The sequence below is a fragment of the Izhakiella australiensis genome (assembly GCF_002006995.1).
Classification (GTDB): Bacteria; Pseudomonadota; Gammaproteobacteria; order Enterobacterales; family Enterobacteriaceae; genus Izhakiella; species Izhakiella australiensis.
The window spans coordinates 452,890-470,115 of record NZ_MRUL01000002.1; the positions used below are offsets into that span (position 1 = coordinate 452,890).

The 17,226-nt window shown below is 48.3% G+C and carries 12 protein-coding genes; 6 read left to right on the forward strand and 6 right to left on the reverse strand.

Going from position 1 to position 17,226, the window contains the following annotated elements; translation table 11 throughout:
* Window positions 1-5: 5 nt before the first annotated feature.
* The 4 genes from ruvC to aspS are packed head-to-tail and all read right to left on the reverse strand — an operon-like array spanning window position 6 to window position 3,592.
* Window positions 6-530 carry a crossover junction endodeoxyribonuclease RuvC gene (gene ruvC / locus BTJ39_RS05420; RefSeq protein ID WP_078001655.1) on the reverse strand — a complete coding sequence of 175 codons (525 nt, stop codon included), beginning with the start codon at window positions 528-530 and terminating at the stop codon, window positions 6-8.
* A 37-nt stretch (window positions 531-567) separates the two neighbouring features.
* Window positions 568-1,311, reverse strand: coding sequence for a YebC/PmpR family DNA-binding transcriptional regulator (locus tag BTJ39_RS05425; protein ID WP_078001656.1), 744 nt, complete (start codon window positions 1,309-1,311; stop codon window positions 568-570).
* A 46-nt stretch (window positions 1,312-1,357) separates the two neighbouring features.
* Window positions 1,358-1,789 (reverse strand): dihydroneopterin triphosphate diphosphatase, encoded by a 432-nt coding sequence (nudB, locus tag BTJ39_RS05430; RefSeq protein WP_078001657.1) that lies wholly within the window; start codon window positions 1,787-1,789, stop codon window positions 1,358-1,360.
* Window positions 1,790-1,792: 3 nt separating this feature from the next.
* Window positions 1,793-3,592: an aspartate--tRNA ligase gene (aspS, locus tag BTJ39_RS05435; RefSeq protein WP_078001658.1), complete on the reverse strand. Its 1,800-nt coding sequence runs from the start codon at window positions 3,590-3,592 to the stop codon at window positions 1,793-1,795.
* A 294-nt stretch (window positions 3,593-3,886) separates the two neighbouring features.
* Between aspS and BTJ39_RS05440 the strand changes: the two genes are divergently transcribed.
* The 6 genes from BTJ39_RS05440 (at window position 3,887) to cmoB (ending at window position 8,478) form a co-directional block, all read left to right on the forward strand.
* On the forward strand, window positions 3,887-4,453 hold the full coding sequence (locus tag BTJ39_RS05440) for a hydrolase (RefSeq protein ID WP_078001659.1): 567 nt from the start codon (window positions 3,887-3,889) through the stop codon (window positions 4,451-4,453).
* 69 nt (window positions 4,454-4,522) lie between these two features.
* Complete coding sequence (locus BTJ39_RS24510; protein ID WP_139356315.1) at window positions 4,523-4,870, forward strand: hypothetical protein; 348 nt, start codon at window positions 4,523-4,525, stop codon at window positions 4,868-4,870.
* Between the two features lie 518 nt (window positions 4,871-5,388).
* Entirely contained in the window at window positions 5,389-6,213 is an 825-nt protein-coding gene (locus BTJ39_RS05445) for a DUF72 domain-containing protein (protein WP_078001660.1), read from the forward strand.
* Between the two features lie 88 nt (window positions 6,214-6,301).
* Window positions 6,302-6,697, forward strand: coding sequence for an MAPEG family protein (locus tag BTJ39_RS05450; RefSeq protein WP_078001661.1), 396 nt, complete (start codon window positions 6,302-6,304; stop codon window positions 6,695-6,697).
* A gap of 72 nt (window positions 6,698-6,769) precedes the next feature.
* Window positions 6,770-7,510, forward strand: coding sequence for a carboxy-S-adenosyl-L-methionine synthase CmoA (gene cmoA, locus BTJ39_RS05455; protein WP_078001662.1), 741 nt, complete (start codon window positions 6,770-6,772; stop codon window positions 7,508-7,510).
* On the forward strand, window positions 7,510-8,478 hold the full coding sequence (gene cmoB / locus BTJ39_RS05460) for a tRNA 5-methoxyuridine(34)/uridine 5-oxyacetic acid(34) synthase CmoB (protein ID WP_078001663.1): 969 nt from the start codon (window positions 7,510-7,512) through the stop codon (window positions 8,476-8,478). Before cmoA ends, cmoB begins: the two co-directional genes overlap by 1 nt.
* A 67-nt stretch (window positions 8,479-8,545) precedes the next feature.
* Here cmoB and BTJ39_RS05465 read toward each other — a convergent pair whose 3' ends face one another.
* Both BTJ39_RS05465 and BTJ39_RS05470 read right to left on the reverse strand, forming a co-directional pair.
* Window positions 8,546-9,169 (reverse strand): LysE family translocator, encoded by a 624-nt coding sequence (locus BTJ39_RS05465; protein WP_176110232.1) that lies wholly within the window; start codon window positions 9,167-9,169, stop codon window positions 8,546-8,548.
* A 224-nt stretch (window positions 9,170-9,393) separates the two neighbouring features.
* The gene (locus BTJ39_RS05470) at window positions 9,394-17,043 is read right to left on the reverse strand and encodes an ADP-ribosyltransferase (protein WP_176110234.1); all 7,650 of its coding nucleotides are present in this window, start codon (window positions 17,041-17,043) and stop codon (window positions 9,394-9,396) included.
* Window positions 17,044-17,226 lie beyond the last annotated feature (183 nt).

Sequence of the window (17,226 nt, forward strand, 5' to 3'; positions counted from 1 at the left end):
TGTACTCAGGAACGCAGTCGCCCGCGCGCCAGATTCAGCCGCGTTTCACTCAGGCGGTTAGCGTTCTGGCTGACGTGGCAGTGGGTGATGGCAATCGCCAACGCGTCGGCGGCGTCGGCCTGAGGATTCGCAGGCAGTTTTAGCAGCGTGCGCACCATATGCTGCACCTGACTTTTTTCCGCGCTGCCGATGCCCACCACCGTCTGCTTAACCTGGCGCGCAGCGTATTCAAATACCGGCAGTTCGGCATTCACCGCCGCGACAATCGCCGCTCCGCGCGCCTGGCCCAGCTTCAGCGCCGAGTCGGCATTTTTCGCCATAAATACCTGCTCGATAGCGAAAAAATCCGGGCTGAACTGGGTAATGATTTCACTTATCCCGCCATAGATTAGCTTCAGCCGGCTCGGCAAATCATCGACCTGCGTGCGAATACAGCCGCTGCCGAGGTAAGTCAATTGCCTGCCCAACTGGCGGATTACGCCGTAGCCGGTGACGCGGGAGCCAGGGTCGATGCCCAGAATAATCGCCATTACGCGTCTCCTGCCGCCGCCGGCTTAGCTATCATCCTCAAAGGGTTTCAGCTATTTCATCGGAGATTTCACCATTGTGGTAAACCTCCTGCACATCGTCGCAATCTTCCAGCATATCAATCAGACGCAGCAGCTTCGGTGCGGTCTCGGCGTCCATTTCTGCTTTGGTCGAAGGGATCATGGAAACTTCTGCACTGTCCGCTTTCAGTCCGGCGGCGTCGAGGGCGTCTTTTATCTGACCGAACTCTTCCCAGGCGGTAAAGACGTCGATCGCGCCGTCGTCGTAGCTCACCACATCTTCAGCGCCGGCTTCCAGCGCCGCATCCATTACCGCATCCTCTTCCAGTCCTGGCGCAAAGGAAATCACCCCTTTTTTGCTGAACAGGTAGGCAACGGAGCCATCGGTACCGAGGTTGCCGCCGGTTTTAGTGAATGCATGACGCACTTCGCCGACGGTACGATTACGGTTATCGCTCAGGCATTCCACCATAATGGCCGAGCCGCCCGGACCGTATCCCTCATAGATGATGGTTTCCATATTGCTGTTATCATCGCCACCCACGCCGCGTGCGATCGCGCGATCCATGGTGTCGCGGGTCATATTGTTAGCCAGGGCTTTATCCATCGCCGCGCGCAAGCGCGGGTTCGAGCCCGGATCGCCACCGCCCAGCTTTGCGGCCGTCACCAGCTCGCGAATAACTTTGGTGAAGATTTTACCGCGCTTAGCATCCTGCGCTGCTTTACGGTGTTTGGTGTTCGCCCATTTACTATGTCCGGCCATCGGGATATCTCTCTATATAATACGGGGGCTAGATTACGCCACTATTTTAAACATATTCTTCAATAGCCTGGCGATTACTCCAGGATTTTGTCAGCGCGGCGGCGGCGGCTTTATCCAGCCAGCGCGCCGCAAGGTGTTCGCTCAGGGTAACCTGCCGCTCATGGGGCAGAACCAGGCGAAACCAGTGCTCACGATTATGGGTGACCTGCGGCGCGTAGCGGTGACGAAACTGAGCAAAGATTTCAAACTCAATGCTGTGCTGCAAATCGTCAAGCCGCAATCCTTCACGCCGGATATCAATCGCCAGTTCTTCAAGCACTTCACGAACGGCAGCCTGCTGCGCCCGCTCGTTCACCTCCAGACTGCCGGTGACCGACTGCCAGAAGCTGTCATCATCACGCCGTTGCAGCATCAGCACCCGTCCGGTATCCGCCGCACAGATGACGACCAGCACCGAAACCGGCTGCTTAAAAGCCACTAATTACGCCTTTCCTGAGCCAGACTGACGGTTTTCCGCTTTGTACTTTTCCATCACCTGAATCCCTAAATCTGCCAGCGCGTCCTGGTTTGCAAAGCTTGGCGCTTCCGTCATCAGGCAGGCTGCCGCAGTGGTTTTCGGGAAGGCGATAACGTCACGAATGTTATCCGTGCCGGTTAACAGCATGACCAGTCGGTCAAGACCGAACGCCAGGCCGGCATGGGGCGGCGTACCGTACTTCAGCGCATCAAGCAGGAAGCCAAACTTCTCCTGCTGCTCTTTTTCTTCAATGCCCAGAATACTGAAGACCGTTTGCTGCATTTTACCATTGTGAATACGAACCGAACCGCCACCGACTTCATAGCCGTTGATCACCATATCGTAAGCATTTGCCACCGCCGATTCCGGGTCCTGGCGCAAATCTTCTGGCGACATATCGCGCGGCGCGGTAAATGGATGGTGCATTGCGGCCAGTCCGCCTTCGTCGTCGCCTTCAAACATCGGGAAATCAATCACCCACAGCGGCGCCCAGGCAGCAAGGTTGGTAAGTTGCAGATCGCGCCCCAGCTTAAGACGCAGGGCACCGAGAGCATCAGCCACCACGTTGGCTTTATCTGCGCCGAAGAATATCAGGTCGCCGTCCGCTGCTGCGCTGCGCGTCAGAATAGCGTCAACTATTTCTGCGCTGAGGAACTTCGCGACCGGGCTGGTAATCCCGTCAAGGCCCTTAGCACGCTCATTGACCTTAATCCAGGCCAGACCTTTAGCACCATAGGTTTCAATAAACTTGCCGTAATCATCAATCTGTTTACGGCTCAGCTGCGCGCCGCCCGGCACCCGCAGCGCCGCCACGCGCCCTTTGACATCGTTGGCCGGCGCGGAGAAGACTTTGAATTCAACGTCTTTAACCAGGTCAGCAACGTCCACCAGCTCCATCGGGTTGCGCAGATCAGGCTTGTCAGAGCCATAGCGACGGATGGCTTCGGCAAAAGTCATGACCGGGAAGTCGCCGAGATCAACCTCTTTGACCGTCAGCCATAGTTCGCGAATCAGCTTTTCCATCATGACGCGCACCTGGTCGGCGGTCATAAACGAGGTTTCTACGTCGATTTGCGTAAATTCCGGCTGACGATCGGCGCGCAGATCCTCATCGCGGAAGCACTTAACGATTTGATAATAGCGATCAAAACCGGACATCATCAGCAGCTGTTTAAACAGCTGGGGCGACTGCGGCAATGCATAAAATTTGCCTTTGTGAACCCGGCTTGGCACCAGATAGTCGCGCGCCCCTTCCGGCGTGGCCTTGGTCAGCATCGGCGTTTCGATATCAAGAAAACCGTTGGCGTCCATAAAGCGGCGCACAAAGCTGGTGATGCGCGCGCGCATTTTCAAACGCTGCGCCATTTCCGGTCGACGCAGATCGAGATAGCGAAACTTCAGCCGCGCTTCTTCACTGTTATTCTGATTCGCATCGAGCGGCAGCGGTTCCGCACGGTTAATAATCGTCAGTTCGGTGGCAAAAACTTCTACCTCGCCGGTCGCCATATCAGAATTGCGGTTCTTTTCTTCGCGCGCACGCACGGTGCCGGTGAGCTGAATGCAAAACTCGTTGCGCAGCTCGGACGCCAAATCAAATGCCTCTTTGCGGTCAGGGTCAAAAAACACCTGAACAATTCCCTCACGGTCACGCATATCAATAAAGATCAGGCTACCAAGATCGCGCCGACGATTAACCCAGCCACACAGGGTTACCTGCTGACCAACGTGAGACAGGTTGAGCTGTCCGCAATAAAGAGTACGCATTAGGATATCCTTTTGACTTACTGCTGTGGCATGAACCCATGCCAGATTCTGTCGCCCTTCGTTTGAAGAGACGCTGCCGCGAAAAAGGCAGCCAGTATAATAGAAAAACCGTGGCAGGATAAGAGTCTGACAGCGCCCGATGCCAGCGTTTCTTCGCGTTGCTAACGCTTTGCGTTCTTATAATAACAATCGTTAACACATTTATGCTTTCTTCAGCGCAGCGCTTAGCGTTTGATAGATGCCCTCTGCCGCATTAACCCCCCCTTTCTTGTCATTTTCACTTATGGAGTCGCTATGTTGAAATTAGATGCTAAATCGACCGCACTGGTCCTGATCGATCTACAGGAAGGGATCCTGCCTTTCGCCGGCGGTCCGCACAGCGCCGGGCAGGTGGTCAGCCGGGCCGCCAGGCTGGCGGAAACGTTCCGCGCCCATAATGCCCCGGTAATCCTGGTGCGCGTAGGCTGGACGGCTGATTTTTCCGAGGCCCTGAAACAGCCGGTCGACGCACCGAATCCGGGGCACGCGCTGCCAGAAAACTGGTGGAACTATCCGCCGGCGCTGGGCAAACAACCGGGCGATCTGGAAGTCACTAAGCGTCAGTGGGGAGCATTCTACGGCACCGACCTTGAGCTGAAGCTGCGCCGCCGCGCTATCGATACCATCGTGCTGGCGGGCATCTCGACCAATATCGGCGTGGAATCTACCGCACGCAACGCCTGGGAGCTGGGCTTTAATCTGGTGATTGCCGAAGACGCCTGCGCCGCCTCCAGCGCTGAGCAGCACAATGGCAGCCTGCAGTGGATATTTCCGCGCATCGCGCGCGTTCGTCAGAGCGATGAGATTATCGCCGCACTTTGAGTTGCAGGGCCGTTTCGTTACGGCCCTTTGAGCCCGGAGCGGGTATTTTCATCTGCGGTGGGGCTGCGTATGCATGCGTTATTTCACCTGCGGTGGAGTGTTTCGTTTGCCTGTCTGGCTGATTTGTTCGCCAGCCGTGGGTTGTTTAGTTCGCCAACGGTGGAATATTCCGTTCGCCTGGGCGGCCAGTGCCATCGCTGCCCGCCGCTGCGGACGACCGGCGAGGGGCTATCAGACGTCATAGCCCTTGACCCCGGACTTTCTGGCAGTTTCTGCGTGGCTATGCCATTCCCTCACTCATTCAGCCCGCCTGACGGGCCGTTCGCGATGCGTTCCCGACGCGGCGCTTACTTTCGCCGCATCCCTGCGGCTCACCCTGGCGGGCTTCATTCACTCGGCGCAGAAAAGCCAGGCTAAACAGGTTGTTAGCAGCGTGGAAACGGGCCTGGCTTAAAGGCAAAGGCTATGTTGCCGGTACTCTGTCCGGCACCGGCCAGGTTTTATCTTTTACTCACAGTGATGAAGACGTTTACGGGGGAGGAGAAGGCCCGGCTGATTTCAGCAGACTCGCGGCCAGGGATGGCCGCGCGTCAGGCCACACGGACGTGCTTGTGCCGGTGCAGAAAGCAGCCGGGCCTTCTGCGACCTGGACTCAGGACTTACAGCGACGAAGGCCTGCCATTTGCCTGCTCTAACCACACGGATGTGCTCGTGCCGGTGCGGAAAGCAGTCGGGCCTTCTGTGACCTGGGCTCAGGACTTATAGCGATGACGGTCCGCCGTTTGCCCGGCATAACCAAACGAACTCGCTTACGCCGGCGCGAAAAACAACCAGGCCTTCTGTGACCTGGGTGCCGGGCTGGCAGCGATGCTGATTTGGCTGTGTGAAACGGCCAGGCTACACTGGCATTGCCTGTATCTGATTAAGGAAAGAATATGGTCCGCCCGTGGATTGGCCTGCCGCAGTGGCAGCACCTTCAGTGGAAAAGGCTGGGGATGGAAACCCTGGCGGATTACGCGCGCTATTTTAACTGCGTTGAGGGCAATACCACGCTCTATGCTCTGCCACGCCCGGAAATCGTCCGCCGCTGGCACGATATGACCGACGATCAATTTCGCTTTTGTTTTAAATTTCCCGCCACCATCAGCCATCAGGCAGCGCTGCGTAACTGTCAGGATCTGCTGACTGAATTTTTTTCCCTGATGGCACCGTTGAAGGGACGCATCGGCCAGTACTGGCTGCAAATGCCCGCAGCCTTCTCCCCTGCCGATCTGCCCGCGCTGTGGGACTTTTTGCAGCTGCTGCCCGCCGATTTTCACTACGGGGTTGAAGTTCGTCATCCTGAATTTTTCGCCAAGGGCGATGCCGAGCGCTTACTGAATCAGGGTCTGCGCCAGCGGGGCGTTAATCGCGTCATACTGGATACCCGCGGCGTACACAGCGCAGTTCCCAATAGCCCGGCGGTCATTGAGGCCCAGCGCAAGAAGCCGCGGCTGCCGGTACATGCGCTAATGACCGCCGACCAGCCAATGATTCGCTTTATCGGCGGCGACGATCCGGCGGCGAACCTTAACTGGTTTGGCGCCTGGCTGGAAAAGCTGCCGCACTGGCTGCAGCAGGGTCAGCCATGGTTATTTATTCATACGCCGGATATTGCTTTCGCCCCGGCGCTGGTTCAGCACCTCTGGCCGCATTTGCAGCAGGCGCTGCCCGCTCTCGGTCCGATGCCGGACTGGCCGCGCCAGGATAGCCTGTTTTAATAAGATAGCGCGTTTAAACGCCTCTCTTTCGCTACCCGCACTTCGCCGCTATTATAGCCGCCAGACAATAACCAATCCGGAGCCTCCGATGGTCAGTGCACTTTACGCTGTAATCGGCACACTGTTTATTCTGAAGTTTTCATTTGATGTTATTCGCCTGCGGCGCCAGTATCGCGTGCCAACCGGCGATGGCGGCTTTTCCGAACTGCGCCTGGCCATTCGCGTACAGGGTAACTCGATAGAATATATTCCCATCACCCTGATTTTATTGCTGCTGGCTGAGATGAACGGCGCGGAGATCTGGATACTGCACGCGCTGGCGGTGCTTTTCTTTATCGGACGCGCGCTACACGCCCGGGGGCTGCGCCACAGCATCCTGTTCTGGCGGCGCAACGGTATGATGATGACGCTGGCGGCGATTATCGCCATGCTGGTCGTTAATCTGGTCTATCTTCCCTGGGAGCTGGTGCTGTCGGTCCACTGACAGAACGGATGCAGCCCGGCGCGCTTTCTGCCAGAATAGCGCCTTCCCTGAAACCACCCCGGTAGAGAAACAATGTCTGACCGCGATACTCTGTTTTCAGCGCCAATCGCCCAGCTTGGCGACTGGACATTTGATGAACGCGTCGCCGAAGTATTCCCGGATATGATCCAACGCTCGGTGCCGGGCTATTCTAATATCATATCCATGATAGGCATGCTGGCCGGGCGCTTTGTTAGCGCCGGTTCGCAGGTTTATGATCTCGGCTGCTCGCTCGGCGCAGCTACCCTGTCGGTACGTCGCAATATCCAGGCTGAAGGCTGCCGCATCATCGCCGTCGATAACTCACCGGCGATGGTTGAACGCTGCCGTCGCCACATTGACGCTTTCCGGGCGCAAACGCCGGTTGAGGTGCGCGAAGCCGATATTCGCGAAGTGACTATTGAAAACGCCTCGCTGGTAGTGCTGAATTTCACACTGCAATTTTTGCAACCGGACGATCGGCTGGCGCTGCTGAAAAAAGTGTACGCCGGACTCAATCCCGGCGGCGCGCTGGTGCTTTCGGAAAAATTTAGCTTTGCCGATCAAACGGTGGGCGAGCTGCTGTTTGATATGCACCACGACTTCAAGCGCGCCAACGGCTATAGCGAGCTGGAGATCAGCCAGAAACGCAGCATGCTGGAAAACGTGATGCTGACCGACAGTGTGGACGATCATAAAGCCCGGCTGGCTTCTGCTGGCTTTCATCACGCCGGCGTCTGGTTTCAGTGCTTTAACTTCGGTTCGCTGGTGGCAGTTAAGGAAAACGCTAAGTAATGATAGATTTCGGCCCTTTTTATCAGCAAATTGCTACCGGCCCCCTCGCGCTGTGGCTGGAAACCCTGCCGGCGCAGCTCGGCACCTGGCAGCGCGAGGCGCAGCACGGCCATTTTCCCCGCTGGGAGCGCTCAGTTGAACACCTGCCGCAGCCAGAGCCGAAAGTCCTCGACTTGCTGCACAGCGTCAGCGCCGACACGCCTGATCTCAGCGATCGTCAGCGTCAGGGAATTGAAACGCTGTTGCGTAACCTGATGCCATGGCGCAAAGGCCCCTACTCGCTGTACGGCGTCGATATTAATACCGAATGGCGTTCCGACTGGAAATGGCAGCGGGTGCTGCCGCATATCTCGCCGCTAAGCGGCAAGACGGTGCTCGACGTCGGCTGCGGCAGCGGCTATCACATGTGGCGCATGGTCGGCGCCGGCGCACAGCTGGTGGTGGGCATTGACCCGATGCAGCTTTTTCTCTGTCAGTTCGAGGCGGTACGTAAGCTGCTCGGCAACGATCGCCGCGCCCATCTGCTGCCGCTTGGCATTGAACAACTGCCGACGCTACAGGCTTTTGATACGGTATTTTCGATGGGCGTGCTTTATCACCGCCGCTCCCCGCTCGATCACCTGGTTCAGCTAAAAAATCAGCTGCTAAGCGGCGGCGAGCTGGTACTGGAAACGCTGGTTATTGAAGGTAACGATCGTGAAGTGCTGGTGCCGGGCGAGCGCTATGCGCAGATGCGCAACGTTTACTTTATCCCCTCAACCGGGGCGCTGAAAAACTGGCTGGAAAAATGCGGTTTTGTTGACGTGCGCATTGTTGACTGCGCGCTGACTTCCGTCGACGAACAGCGGCGCACCGACTGGATGACCAGCGAGTCGCTGGCTGAATTCCTCGACCCGAATGACAGCAGCAAAACCGTTGAGGGCTATCCGGCGCCACTGCGCGCGGTGCTGATTGCCAGCAAGCCCTGAGCATTGCCAGCCGGGTCACGGCTGGCAAAAGCAAGGCGAACATCCGGGCCGGTACTGACACTGGCGTTCAACGCCGGGATAGCGCCAGTCTTGCCGCAAAGCCGATAAATACCAGCCCGGTCAGGCGATCCATAATTTTCATTACTGCCGGCCGGCGCAGGTGTCCGGCAAAAAACTGCGTCGAAGCAATTAATACCGCCGCCCAGCTCAGGCCAATAACGTCATGCGTCGCCGCCATGGCAATACTCCAGAGCGCCACGGAAGCATCCGCCGGAATAAACTGCGGCAGGAAAGAGACGTAAAATACGCCAACCTTCGGGTTGAGCAAATTGCCGAGGAACCCTTTCATAAAGAAAGCGCCGTAGCCTTGGCTGTTGCTCTTATCTGTTTCCGGCGTCACCAGCGAACTGCGCGGATGCCGTAGCAGGCCGAGTCCCAGCCAGAGCAAATATATCGCACCGGCAATTTTGAGCAGATTATACGCCAGCTCCGAAGCCAGCAGCAGCGCGCCAAGTCCAAAGCCAACCGCAGCGCCCCATACCAGGCAACCGAGATTAATTCCCAGCGCGGTCATAGCAGCTTTACGCCAGCCATTGGCAGCTGAAGTTCGCAGTATTAACGCGGTATCAAAACCAGGAGTGAGAGTAAGAATGGTGATGGCAATCAGGAAAGAGATCAGAGAAGCGGTCACGGACACCTCCGGAAAGCACAGAATCATGCCAGATTCTTATTCAGTTGTTAAGCAATAATAGGCAAAAGAGCAGAATTAACCGCACGCTCATTCAATGACATGGTGAATCGCTTTATTATTAAATACAGTGATCGCCTGAACGATCACGCATATAATAGGCTTTTCTTAGATAACGCTCTTTAACCTGGCCTCAGCGCCCCTGGTTCAGGTATTGGCCTTCATTATTACTCTCCCTCATCGATTGACATCAGACCTGAGTTTGAATGACCAGGCATTTGTACTATATTACCGCCGACCTCCTCCATCGTAATATCTAAATCAATGACTTTGGTCCCCCGGGATGTAAAGCGTTTTTTTTCTTCTAAGCGTGTAATTCTGAATCGCGTCCCCCTCTCGAAAAGCACCTCATTTTCTGCGAGGATGCCAAGTTCTCGCTTGATTTCGAATACCCGATTTTCGTCATCAATGCCCGTGAGCTCCTTAAGCCTGGCTGGATTGTCAGTCTTAATAATCTCACTCAAATTATTTCTGATATTTTCAACATTCCATATCTCCCCAATGATCTCACTAACGTCCGTTAGCTGATAAGGAATGTGGTGAGCGCGATTTATGGCATGTATTTCATAACGGACAACCGACTGTGGGTGATCTTTAACATTTAAAGCCCAACCTGGAATATAATCTAAAATTGAAGTTGATAAATAACCTTGAAAAGTCACTTCCGAACCGATAACAAACTTCATATTTTTTTTATCATAAACTACATTATTTTTTAAAAATTGAACCTCATGATAATACCCTATCCTGTGAACATGTCCTTTATAAGGCGGAATGTTTCTCAGCGCACCATCTATATCCCTCACTAATTTATTTAAATAAATGCTATTGAGGTTTTTTTTCAGCCTGAGGTAACTATTAACCTTACCAGACTCATAATGAGTATACTTATGAAGCGCAGCTTGTTCATTTGCCGAGAGGGTTATACATTCCAGCTGGCGTTTTGTTCTACTTGCTGTCAATGGACAGAAACTCAGCGCTTTGAATTTTTCCTCCATGTGAGTACCTTCTGACCTCTCACTACCTATGCCATCATCTTTTTTCATCACAGTTTTATTTCCCACATCAGGGCTTTCTAATAATCTCACTGGGTTGCTACCAATTTCCTCCATCTTGACATAGTAATCTGAAAATGCCCGCCCGTTTACGATGCGTTGCTTTTCTTCTATTTTGTTAATTACAAACGTCGTCCCCCGTTCGAATAGCGCTTCACTTTCATCTCCGAATTTTTTTTCAACGAATTCATCCGGTAGAGGGTGAGCACGATTTTTACCCCGTATTTCGTACAGCACCATAGATTGCGCTTGATCTTTTATGTACTCATAAAAATCCAGGTTATTACCATCCTGTTTTATAAATGAATTAATTGAGGTTGACAAATAACTCTGGAAAGTCACTTCTGCACCTGCAACAAATTTTCGACCATCCTGTGGATGTATCGAATTATCTTTCAAAAATTCGACCTCAATTCGATTGTTAAACCTGTAAAATGGCCCTTTTGCCGCCGGAATTTGTTTCAACGCAGAATCTATATTCTGTATTGTTTTTGTTAGATCCGCAGAGTATAGCCTTACTTTTTTCCTAAGATATCCATTGATGTTTTTATAACCATTTACTGCCCGTGTGTATTGTAACAATGCTTCAGATTCATCAAAGGATAGTGGGATACAGGGTGAGCGAGCAACCCTCTTAGCCAAAGGACAGACGACAGATGCAACCGGCCTTGCACGAATATTATCAGGCTTCTTATTGATTTTACCTGTATTTTTTCGCTTCCATCTCTTCTTTAAGCTACTAAGACCGGCGGTTGCTGGATCATAAAGCGGAATGATAAAGCTGGCGGCTTCTTTTCCAGTTGTTTTCGCTGCCACCATCAGATATGGCTTAGCCGCCTGATATATCTGTTGTCTGATCATACTCTTCTTAAGCCCTTGCTTGATGCCTTCTTTATATACAAGCTGTGAAGCGCGAATACCAGCCGTGCCTAATTTTGCAACGGGTATCCCAATAGAAAGCAACGTTATAGTTAAATCTAAAACGTCAAAAAACCAATCTTCCATTGAAGTGATATAGCGGGAGTCATCAATTGAACGCTTAATAACGTCATAGAACGGAATTAAACTTGCCAGACATTCAGCAACCGTTTTATCTTTCTTTTCTTGTTTTAGAACCTCGATAGTTTCCTTAAGTGACGTCCGATTCAAAACATACAATAAATGTTCAACATTGATTTTGTTATTGATGTATGTTTTTGCGGACCCTTTAATTCTCCCTGCATTTTCCTTTGTTATTTTAGAAACTGAAGGCAATATCGGCGAATTAACCGGAGAAACAACATAATAACTGCCATCCTGAGTTTCAATAACAAGATAATCTGCAGTTTCCATATCACTTTTCATCGCATCAGATAGTGATTTTATCGAGTTACCTAATAACTCAAAAACCAAAACGGCTTCTCTTGTTATTGGATATTTTTTTAATACACGACTGGTTGTTTTAGCAAGACACCTGTCTTTTTTTTGAATGGCATCGGTAATAATATCAATAATTGAGTCGCGGCTGCTGCTTAGCATCGCATCGCGCCATGCCTCAAAAGTTTTCACTAATAATCTATCAGTATCTACAGGCGTGATGGCTTTAATTTTTTTTAATCCAACGCTCAGGTTAATACCTTTGGATAATTCATCAGACTGCTTTAATGAATTCAACACTACCAGATTTTTCGCATCTTTTATTAAGCTATTTTTTAAATAACCTTCATTGAAAGAATCATAGAACTCTTTATCACTGCTGAATGAATTGCTCGATTTAAAATTCTGACTATTTAGCGCTATCTCAATGTCATCGTTATTTTCCTTATAAATTCGCCTTAGATAAGGTAATGACACTGGATTATGATCCTGACAGAGAATAGAAAAGATAAAATCTTCTGTTAAACCATGTGACTGCCATGGAAATAACGATGCACCATGAAAATGAATATAGTCACTCCCTGAAGGGACATCCTTTTTAAATTTTAAAATATAAAAGTACATGACCTCCAGCTCTCTTAATCTGAATATTAACAGAGGATAGCTTTTTTTGAATGCAGGATTTTTTTTCAATACTTCTTCTGATATCCGGTATAGATCATCATCTGCAAAAGCATAGTCAGATACCTGTGACGCACGGAAAATATGGCGCATTGCTGCAACTCTGGATGCGACAACATAACTAACAATACTCTCTTTATCAATAACAGGCACTTTGGCTTGCTTTAAATCTGTATATAACGCATTAAACTCATTCTTTCTTTGTAATATGACACTCTTTTGTATATTCAGATCACTTTTAACACTAGTTTGCTGTTCATTTTCAATATTTTTTATTATACTTTTAAAACCATTCATAACGTCAGCATAAGACTTCACATTTCTTTTACCAAAGTATTCACACTCTTTCTTTCTGGATTTCTCAATCACTTTTTCAATAAATAGTGCATTTTCACGTTTATTTCCAGGACATGAGTAGATATTATAATAAGCCAACTGAAAACTTTTCTTTAAGCCAATTTTCGGCAATGTCTTTGGCGTATTTTTTTCTATTTTTGAAAATGCTTCCTTACTTTTATCAACAATTTCAACACCTAATTCTTTTTTTAATTTATCATCATCAGATACTAAAGGCGCGAGAGTGCTCCCCGTTATGTTTCCAATCGCACTTAACGTGGTTTTTTCGCTGTGATTAAACATATAACTGGCAACGCGGAAATTCTCTAACTTTTCAATGCATCGCCTTGTCTTATAAGAGTGCCACTCTGCGGGATAAATGATTGTAATAGTAGGTTCCAGCGTAAAAATAGCTCGTTCTAATGTACAGGATTGCGGTACATCTTTACCCGACTCATAGTACTCAACCAACGTAGTTGACTTTATTCTCAACACTGATTCAATCTGATCTTTAATAAATCCATTTAAATTTCCTTTGTATTTTCTATATTCCTCAATTTCGCTTTGCTTTATTTTTTCAAAAAGAGATATCGATGAGGAAATGGTTGCTTTTGTGCGCCTCTGAAACTGTTTGAAATCATCTAATATGAATTTATCATCTAATAGTTTAGTAGAAATTAACAAATGTAAAGAGATGGCCTTATACTTAAACTCAGAAGATGTATCATTGAGAAAGTCTTCAATACTAACCTCGTATGACTCCTTATTCATAGGTTGATCATAGTGCATTGTTATTCTTTTATAAAGGATAAGCGGTTTGTCTTTGTTGATTTTAACTTGATGTTTGACTTCTAAATAGTGGATGAAGTTATTAATGGATAGATGGACTGGTAACTTGTTTCTTCTTAAATACGCTATTTCTCTTAGGGTAAATAAAGATGCCGGTTTTTCATTTTTCTTTACCGAACGTCCAGTGCGCATTGATCTGTATTCTGCGGCATCCAAATATTCTGACGGCACCAAATCCAGTTTGGCTTTTAATTCCAGCGACTCCTGCGCGTTTAATTGAACTTCAGAAACACCTTTACTTTCTGATAATGACCGATTATACCACCAGCTAAATATTGCAGCTAAAATAGTAACACCCTCTATTGCAAGTGGAACTTTATACTTATTTAAAATAGCTAATTTATTATTTTTTCCTACCAAAGAATGGCGTGTTGTTGAATCTTCATTTTGACTTTTCATAACCTTCAGTGCAGAAACTATTGACCGACTATCTTGCAATCTTTCAGGTGAAGCAGCTTCAGTTACTGTCGTCGATGGCATAAGCATACGGTCAGTTGCCAGACTGCCATTATCATCGCTAAGTGTATTTAAACAGACCCCATTATCGTCTGTAATTTTTAACAATTTTTGCGCATCACGCCGCCACTCAGAAATATTTTTCATTTCAATATCAGTTGAACTTAAAGCGGGAGACTGATTTTTTTTCAGATAGTAATACAAAGCAGCGCCTGCTGCTAACGTACTGCCAATCCCTATGATACAGACTGGATTTTTATACCATGATACATCTTCTTCTTTAACATTATCGTCGAGAACATCCAGAATAAACTCATCCTGATTCATTCCATTTTCGTCGAACTCTGACTCCTCATCAAATATTGAGTCGTCATTTATCTCATAGTCCGTCTCCCTCTCGTCTTCATCATCGGTTTCGATATCTTCAGGAGTGTCGCTCTCGCGTGTAGCCACAATTGTTTTTAAAGGTTGATTAACGGGTTTTAACACGCTGTAAATAGCGCTTTGTGGAATAACAATCCGGCGGGCGAGTGGGTTTGGCTGCGGTGCGGCATCTGCACATGGCAGGATACCGAGGTTAACCGTAGGCAAAGCGCGCCAGGTGTCACTCACTAGCTTTCCTATTTTGTCAGTGATACCACTACTCCATCCCGCATTTTCCTGGGTAGAAACAGGAGCTTTTTCCGGAACCGGATTCACTAAATCAAACGATGAAGTGAGCGACAGGATTGCCTGCACGCCCCATGTTTCGACTTTCTCTGAAAGTTCATTTCGGAGTCTTTGCACCTGGGGATGTTGATTGGTCGCCAGGTCATTTAGCAGGTGCTGGCCGAGGTCAAACCATGAGTCTCCCCGATTAAAATGCGCGCTCAATTCACTGCCCTGATGAATAAAAACGCGCAAGTCCGGCAGCATAGGAATAAGATCGATAAAATTTATCAGATAATACCAATTTGCTATCCCGACTAATTTTTTCAGCTCGATGCACAGGGTACGCAATTGCGCTTTCTGAACCATAACATCCGGTTCATTAAAGATCTGATAAAGTCTCAGCCCCAGACTGCCATTCAAACATTTTTTCAAAAAATATAGCGTGCTTTCGTTACAAACACGCCCATGAGCCAGAATTGCCGCAATGCTATCCTCAAAACTATCAGATTGGTCAAGGGTAGCGGCTAATTTTTTAGCTACGATCAGCGTTTGGCTATACAATTCATCTTTAGTAAGCGAAGCGGTAAATTCAGCAAAAAGTATTGAGCCAAATTTTGAGCTTAGCGTTGACCAACTATCGTTAACTGAACGATGCTGACAGGTGTTAATAATTGTTGATGTCAGGATCCCAGCAGCCGGCCCAAGGTAATGGCTTGCAACAGCTTGAGCTGCCGGCCCGGAGAAATGATGGGATGCATTTCTGAACAACACTTTTGAAATAGCAAATGCATTATCATAAACAGCTCCTCCGAGAGTTTTCCCCTGGATATAATCACCAAACAATATTTTTAATAAGTCGAGAGTTTGTTCTTCAAAATAAAATCGCTCACGAATATATTGGCCATTATTCTGCATCCACCCATTAATTCCGCATATTTTCATCGCTACGGAAAGCAAATGAGAAATTTGGTTTATAAATGTTCCTGCAACCGGAAATTTTATAGCAACCTGCAATATACTTTCCCAATCGTCTCCCACTTTTTCTCTGATATAGCCACGCACTTCAGGTATTGATATCACGTTACTTAGCCACAAGGATTGCGCAGCGAGGGTACTGTTTTCAGGATAAGGCGGTAATCCGGTGACAGCTCTGGCGATGTCTTTACAAAATGCCAGCAGAGGGTCAATTGATGTCCCCTGAAAAAGTGATGAGCCCAGCAAGGTACTCAGAATAGCATCCGCAGCATGCGTTTCATTAGCAGCGACAATTAACTGTTTCGTCAGAGCACACCCCTGGCTCAGGGTAGCAAGGAAATCACGAAGTTTAGCAAGATTTGCTGCCGCTTCTCCTCCATTGAGATTTAAATCACCAAGTAATGGCGTAATCTGCTTCAGTAAATTTGTCGACTCATCAAGTACGGCTTCCATGCCGTACTCACCGCTCAACGTTTCCCATTGTTCAGCCACATAACTGAACAGCGACAACAGATTATCGATATAACATTGGGTATCAGGTAAAAGATAATTCGAGCCGCATTGAGATAGATAACGCAGCAAAGCCGCCAGTTCTCGAACCTTTTCAATCGGCCGCAGGCCTTCACATTCATATAATTGCTTTATTTCATGATAAGTCTCATGCAATAACCTGTGGTATTGCGATAATTTGTCGATGCCGGAACGATTTTTCCCCGTGAATTCGGTTAATAATACCGGCATTACCCGATCTTCTATTAAACGCAAACTAATATTTATTATCAGCGTTCGAATTATAGCGAGAAGTTGAACATTGCGATGTTGGGTCTGGTTTAATTCTGAGAAAAGTCGTTGTTGTGAGTGTGAACGATACTGGTCAGTAAAAATATTCGGTTGGGAATGCGTTGTTATCTTAATTCTAAGGCGTTCAGCTTTCTCTAATACGCCGGGTCTTATATCACCTGCATCAAATGCGAGAATTTCACCGGTTCTGTCTATAGACGAATTTTCTGTCAATAGACTGTAAAAATAGTCATTACCCTGTTTATCATTAAGTCGTGGAAGATAGACTAAACATCCGTTATCAGTAAAAATACTTTCAAGATAAGCTGATTTATCAATATCTTTTTCATCTTCTTTTTTCGCCAGAGCAAGGATCCACACTCCCATTTCATTCGCAATTTCACTTAATATCCGGGCATGAGATGCGTCAGTATCAATGGCCAGACATAACCCATATTGACCATATTTTTCTATTGCATGTGATAATTCATTCCGTACATAGCTTTTAAATAAATAGGTTACATCGCTGTACCCGGAAGGCTCGCTAAAAGTCATGATGTGCTTGTTTTTAGTGAGGGAATTAATTTCATCAGTGATAAGATCTTTACGGTGTATTGCGTTTTTTTCCAGAGGTGATGAAAAATGGCAGGAATTAATTAATGGCATATATTTACTCATAAAATTCAACATTGTTTTCAAACAATAAAGTCATCTATCGCCACTATATTTATCATTCAATTAATTTACTTTATAATAAAAAAACCTTTAGTTTATTTTATGGGTTAAAAATAATTAAGATACTGCGAATAGGATAAAGAATACCTGCTCAATTTTACTCGGCGGTAATTGCGGTTGTCGTTT

Coding starts and splice junctions, on each gene's coding strand:
- BTJ39_RS05425 (WP_078001656.1), bottom strand. CDS start 1,311: ATGGCCGGACATAGTAAATGGGCGAACACCAAACACCGTAAAGCAGCG.
- aspS (WP_078001658.1), bottom strand. CDS start 3,592: ATGCGTACTCTTTATTGCGGACAGCTCAACCTGTCTCACGTTGGTCAG.
- BTJ39_RS24510 (WP_139356315.1), top strand. CDS start 4,523: ATGCATGCGTTATTTCACCTGCGGTGGAGTGTTTCGTTTGCCTGTCTG.
- BTJ39_RS05440 (WP_078001659.1), top strand. CDS start 3,887: ATGTTGAAATTAGATGCTAAATCGACCGCACTGGTCCTGATCGATCTA.
- BTJ39_RS05470 (WP_176110234.1), bottom strand. CDS start 17,043: ATGAGTAAATATATGCCATTAATTAATTCCTGCCATTTTTCATCACCT.
- BTJ39_RS05450 (WP_078001661.1), top strand. CDS start 6,302: ATGGTCAGTGCACTTTACGCTGTAATCGGCACACTGTTTATTCTGAAG.
- BTJ39_RS05445 (WP_078001660.1), top strand. CDS start 5,389: ATGGTCCGCCCGTGGATTGGCCTGCCGCAGTGGCAGCACCTTCAGTGG.
- ruvC (WP_078001655.1), bottom strand. CDS start 530: ATGGCGATTATTCTGGGCATCGACCCTGGCTCCCGCGTCACCGGCTAC.
- cmoA (WP_078001662.1), top strand. CDS start 6,770: ATGTCTGACCGCGATACTCTGTTTTCAGCGCCAATCGCCCAGCTTGGC.
- cmoB (WP_078001663.1), top strand. CDS start 7,510: ATGATAGATTTCGGCCCTTTTTATCAGCAAATTGCTACCGGCCCCCTC.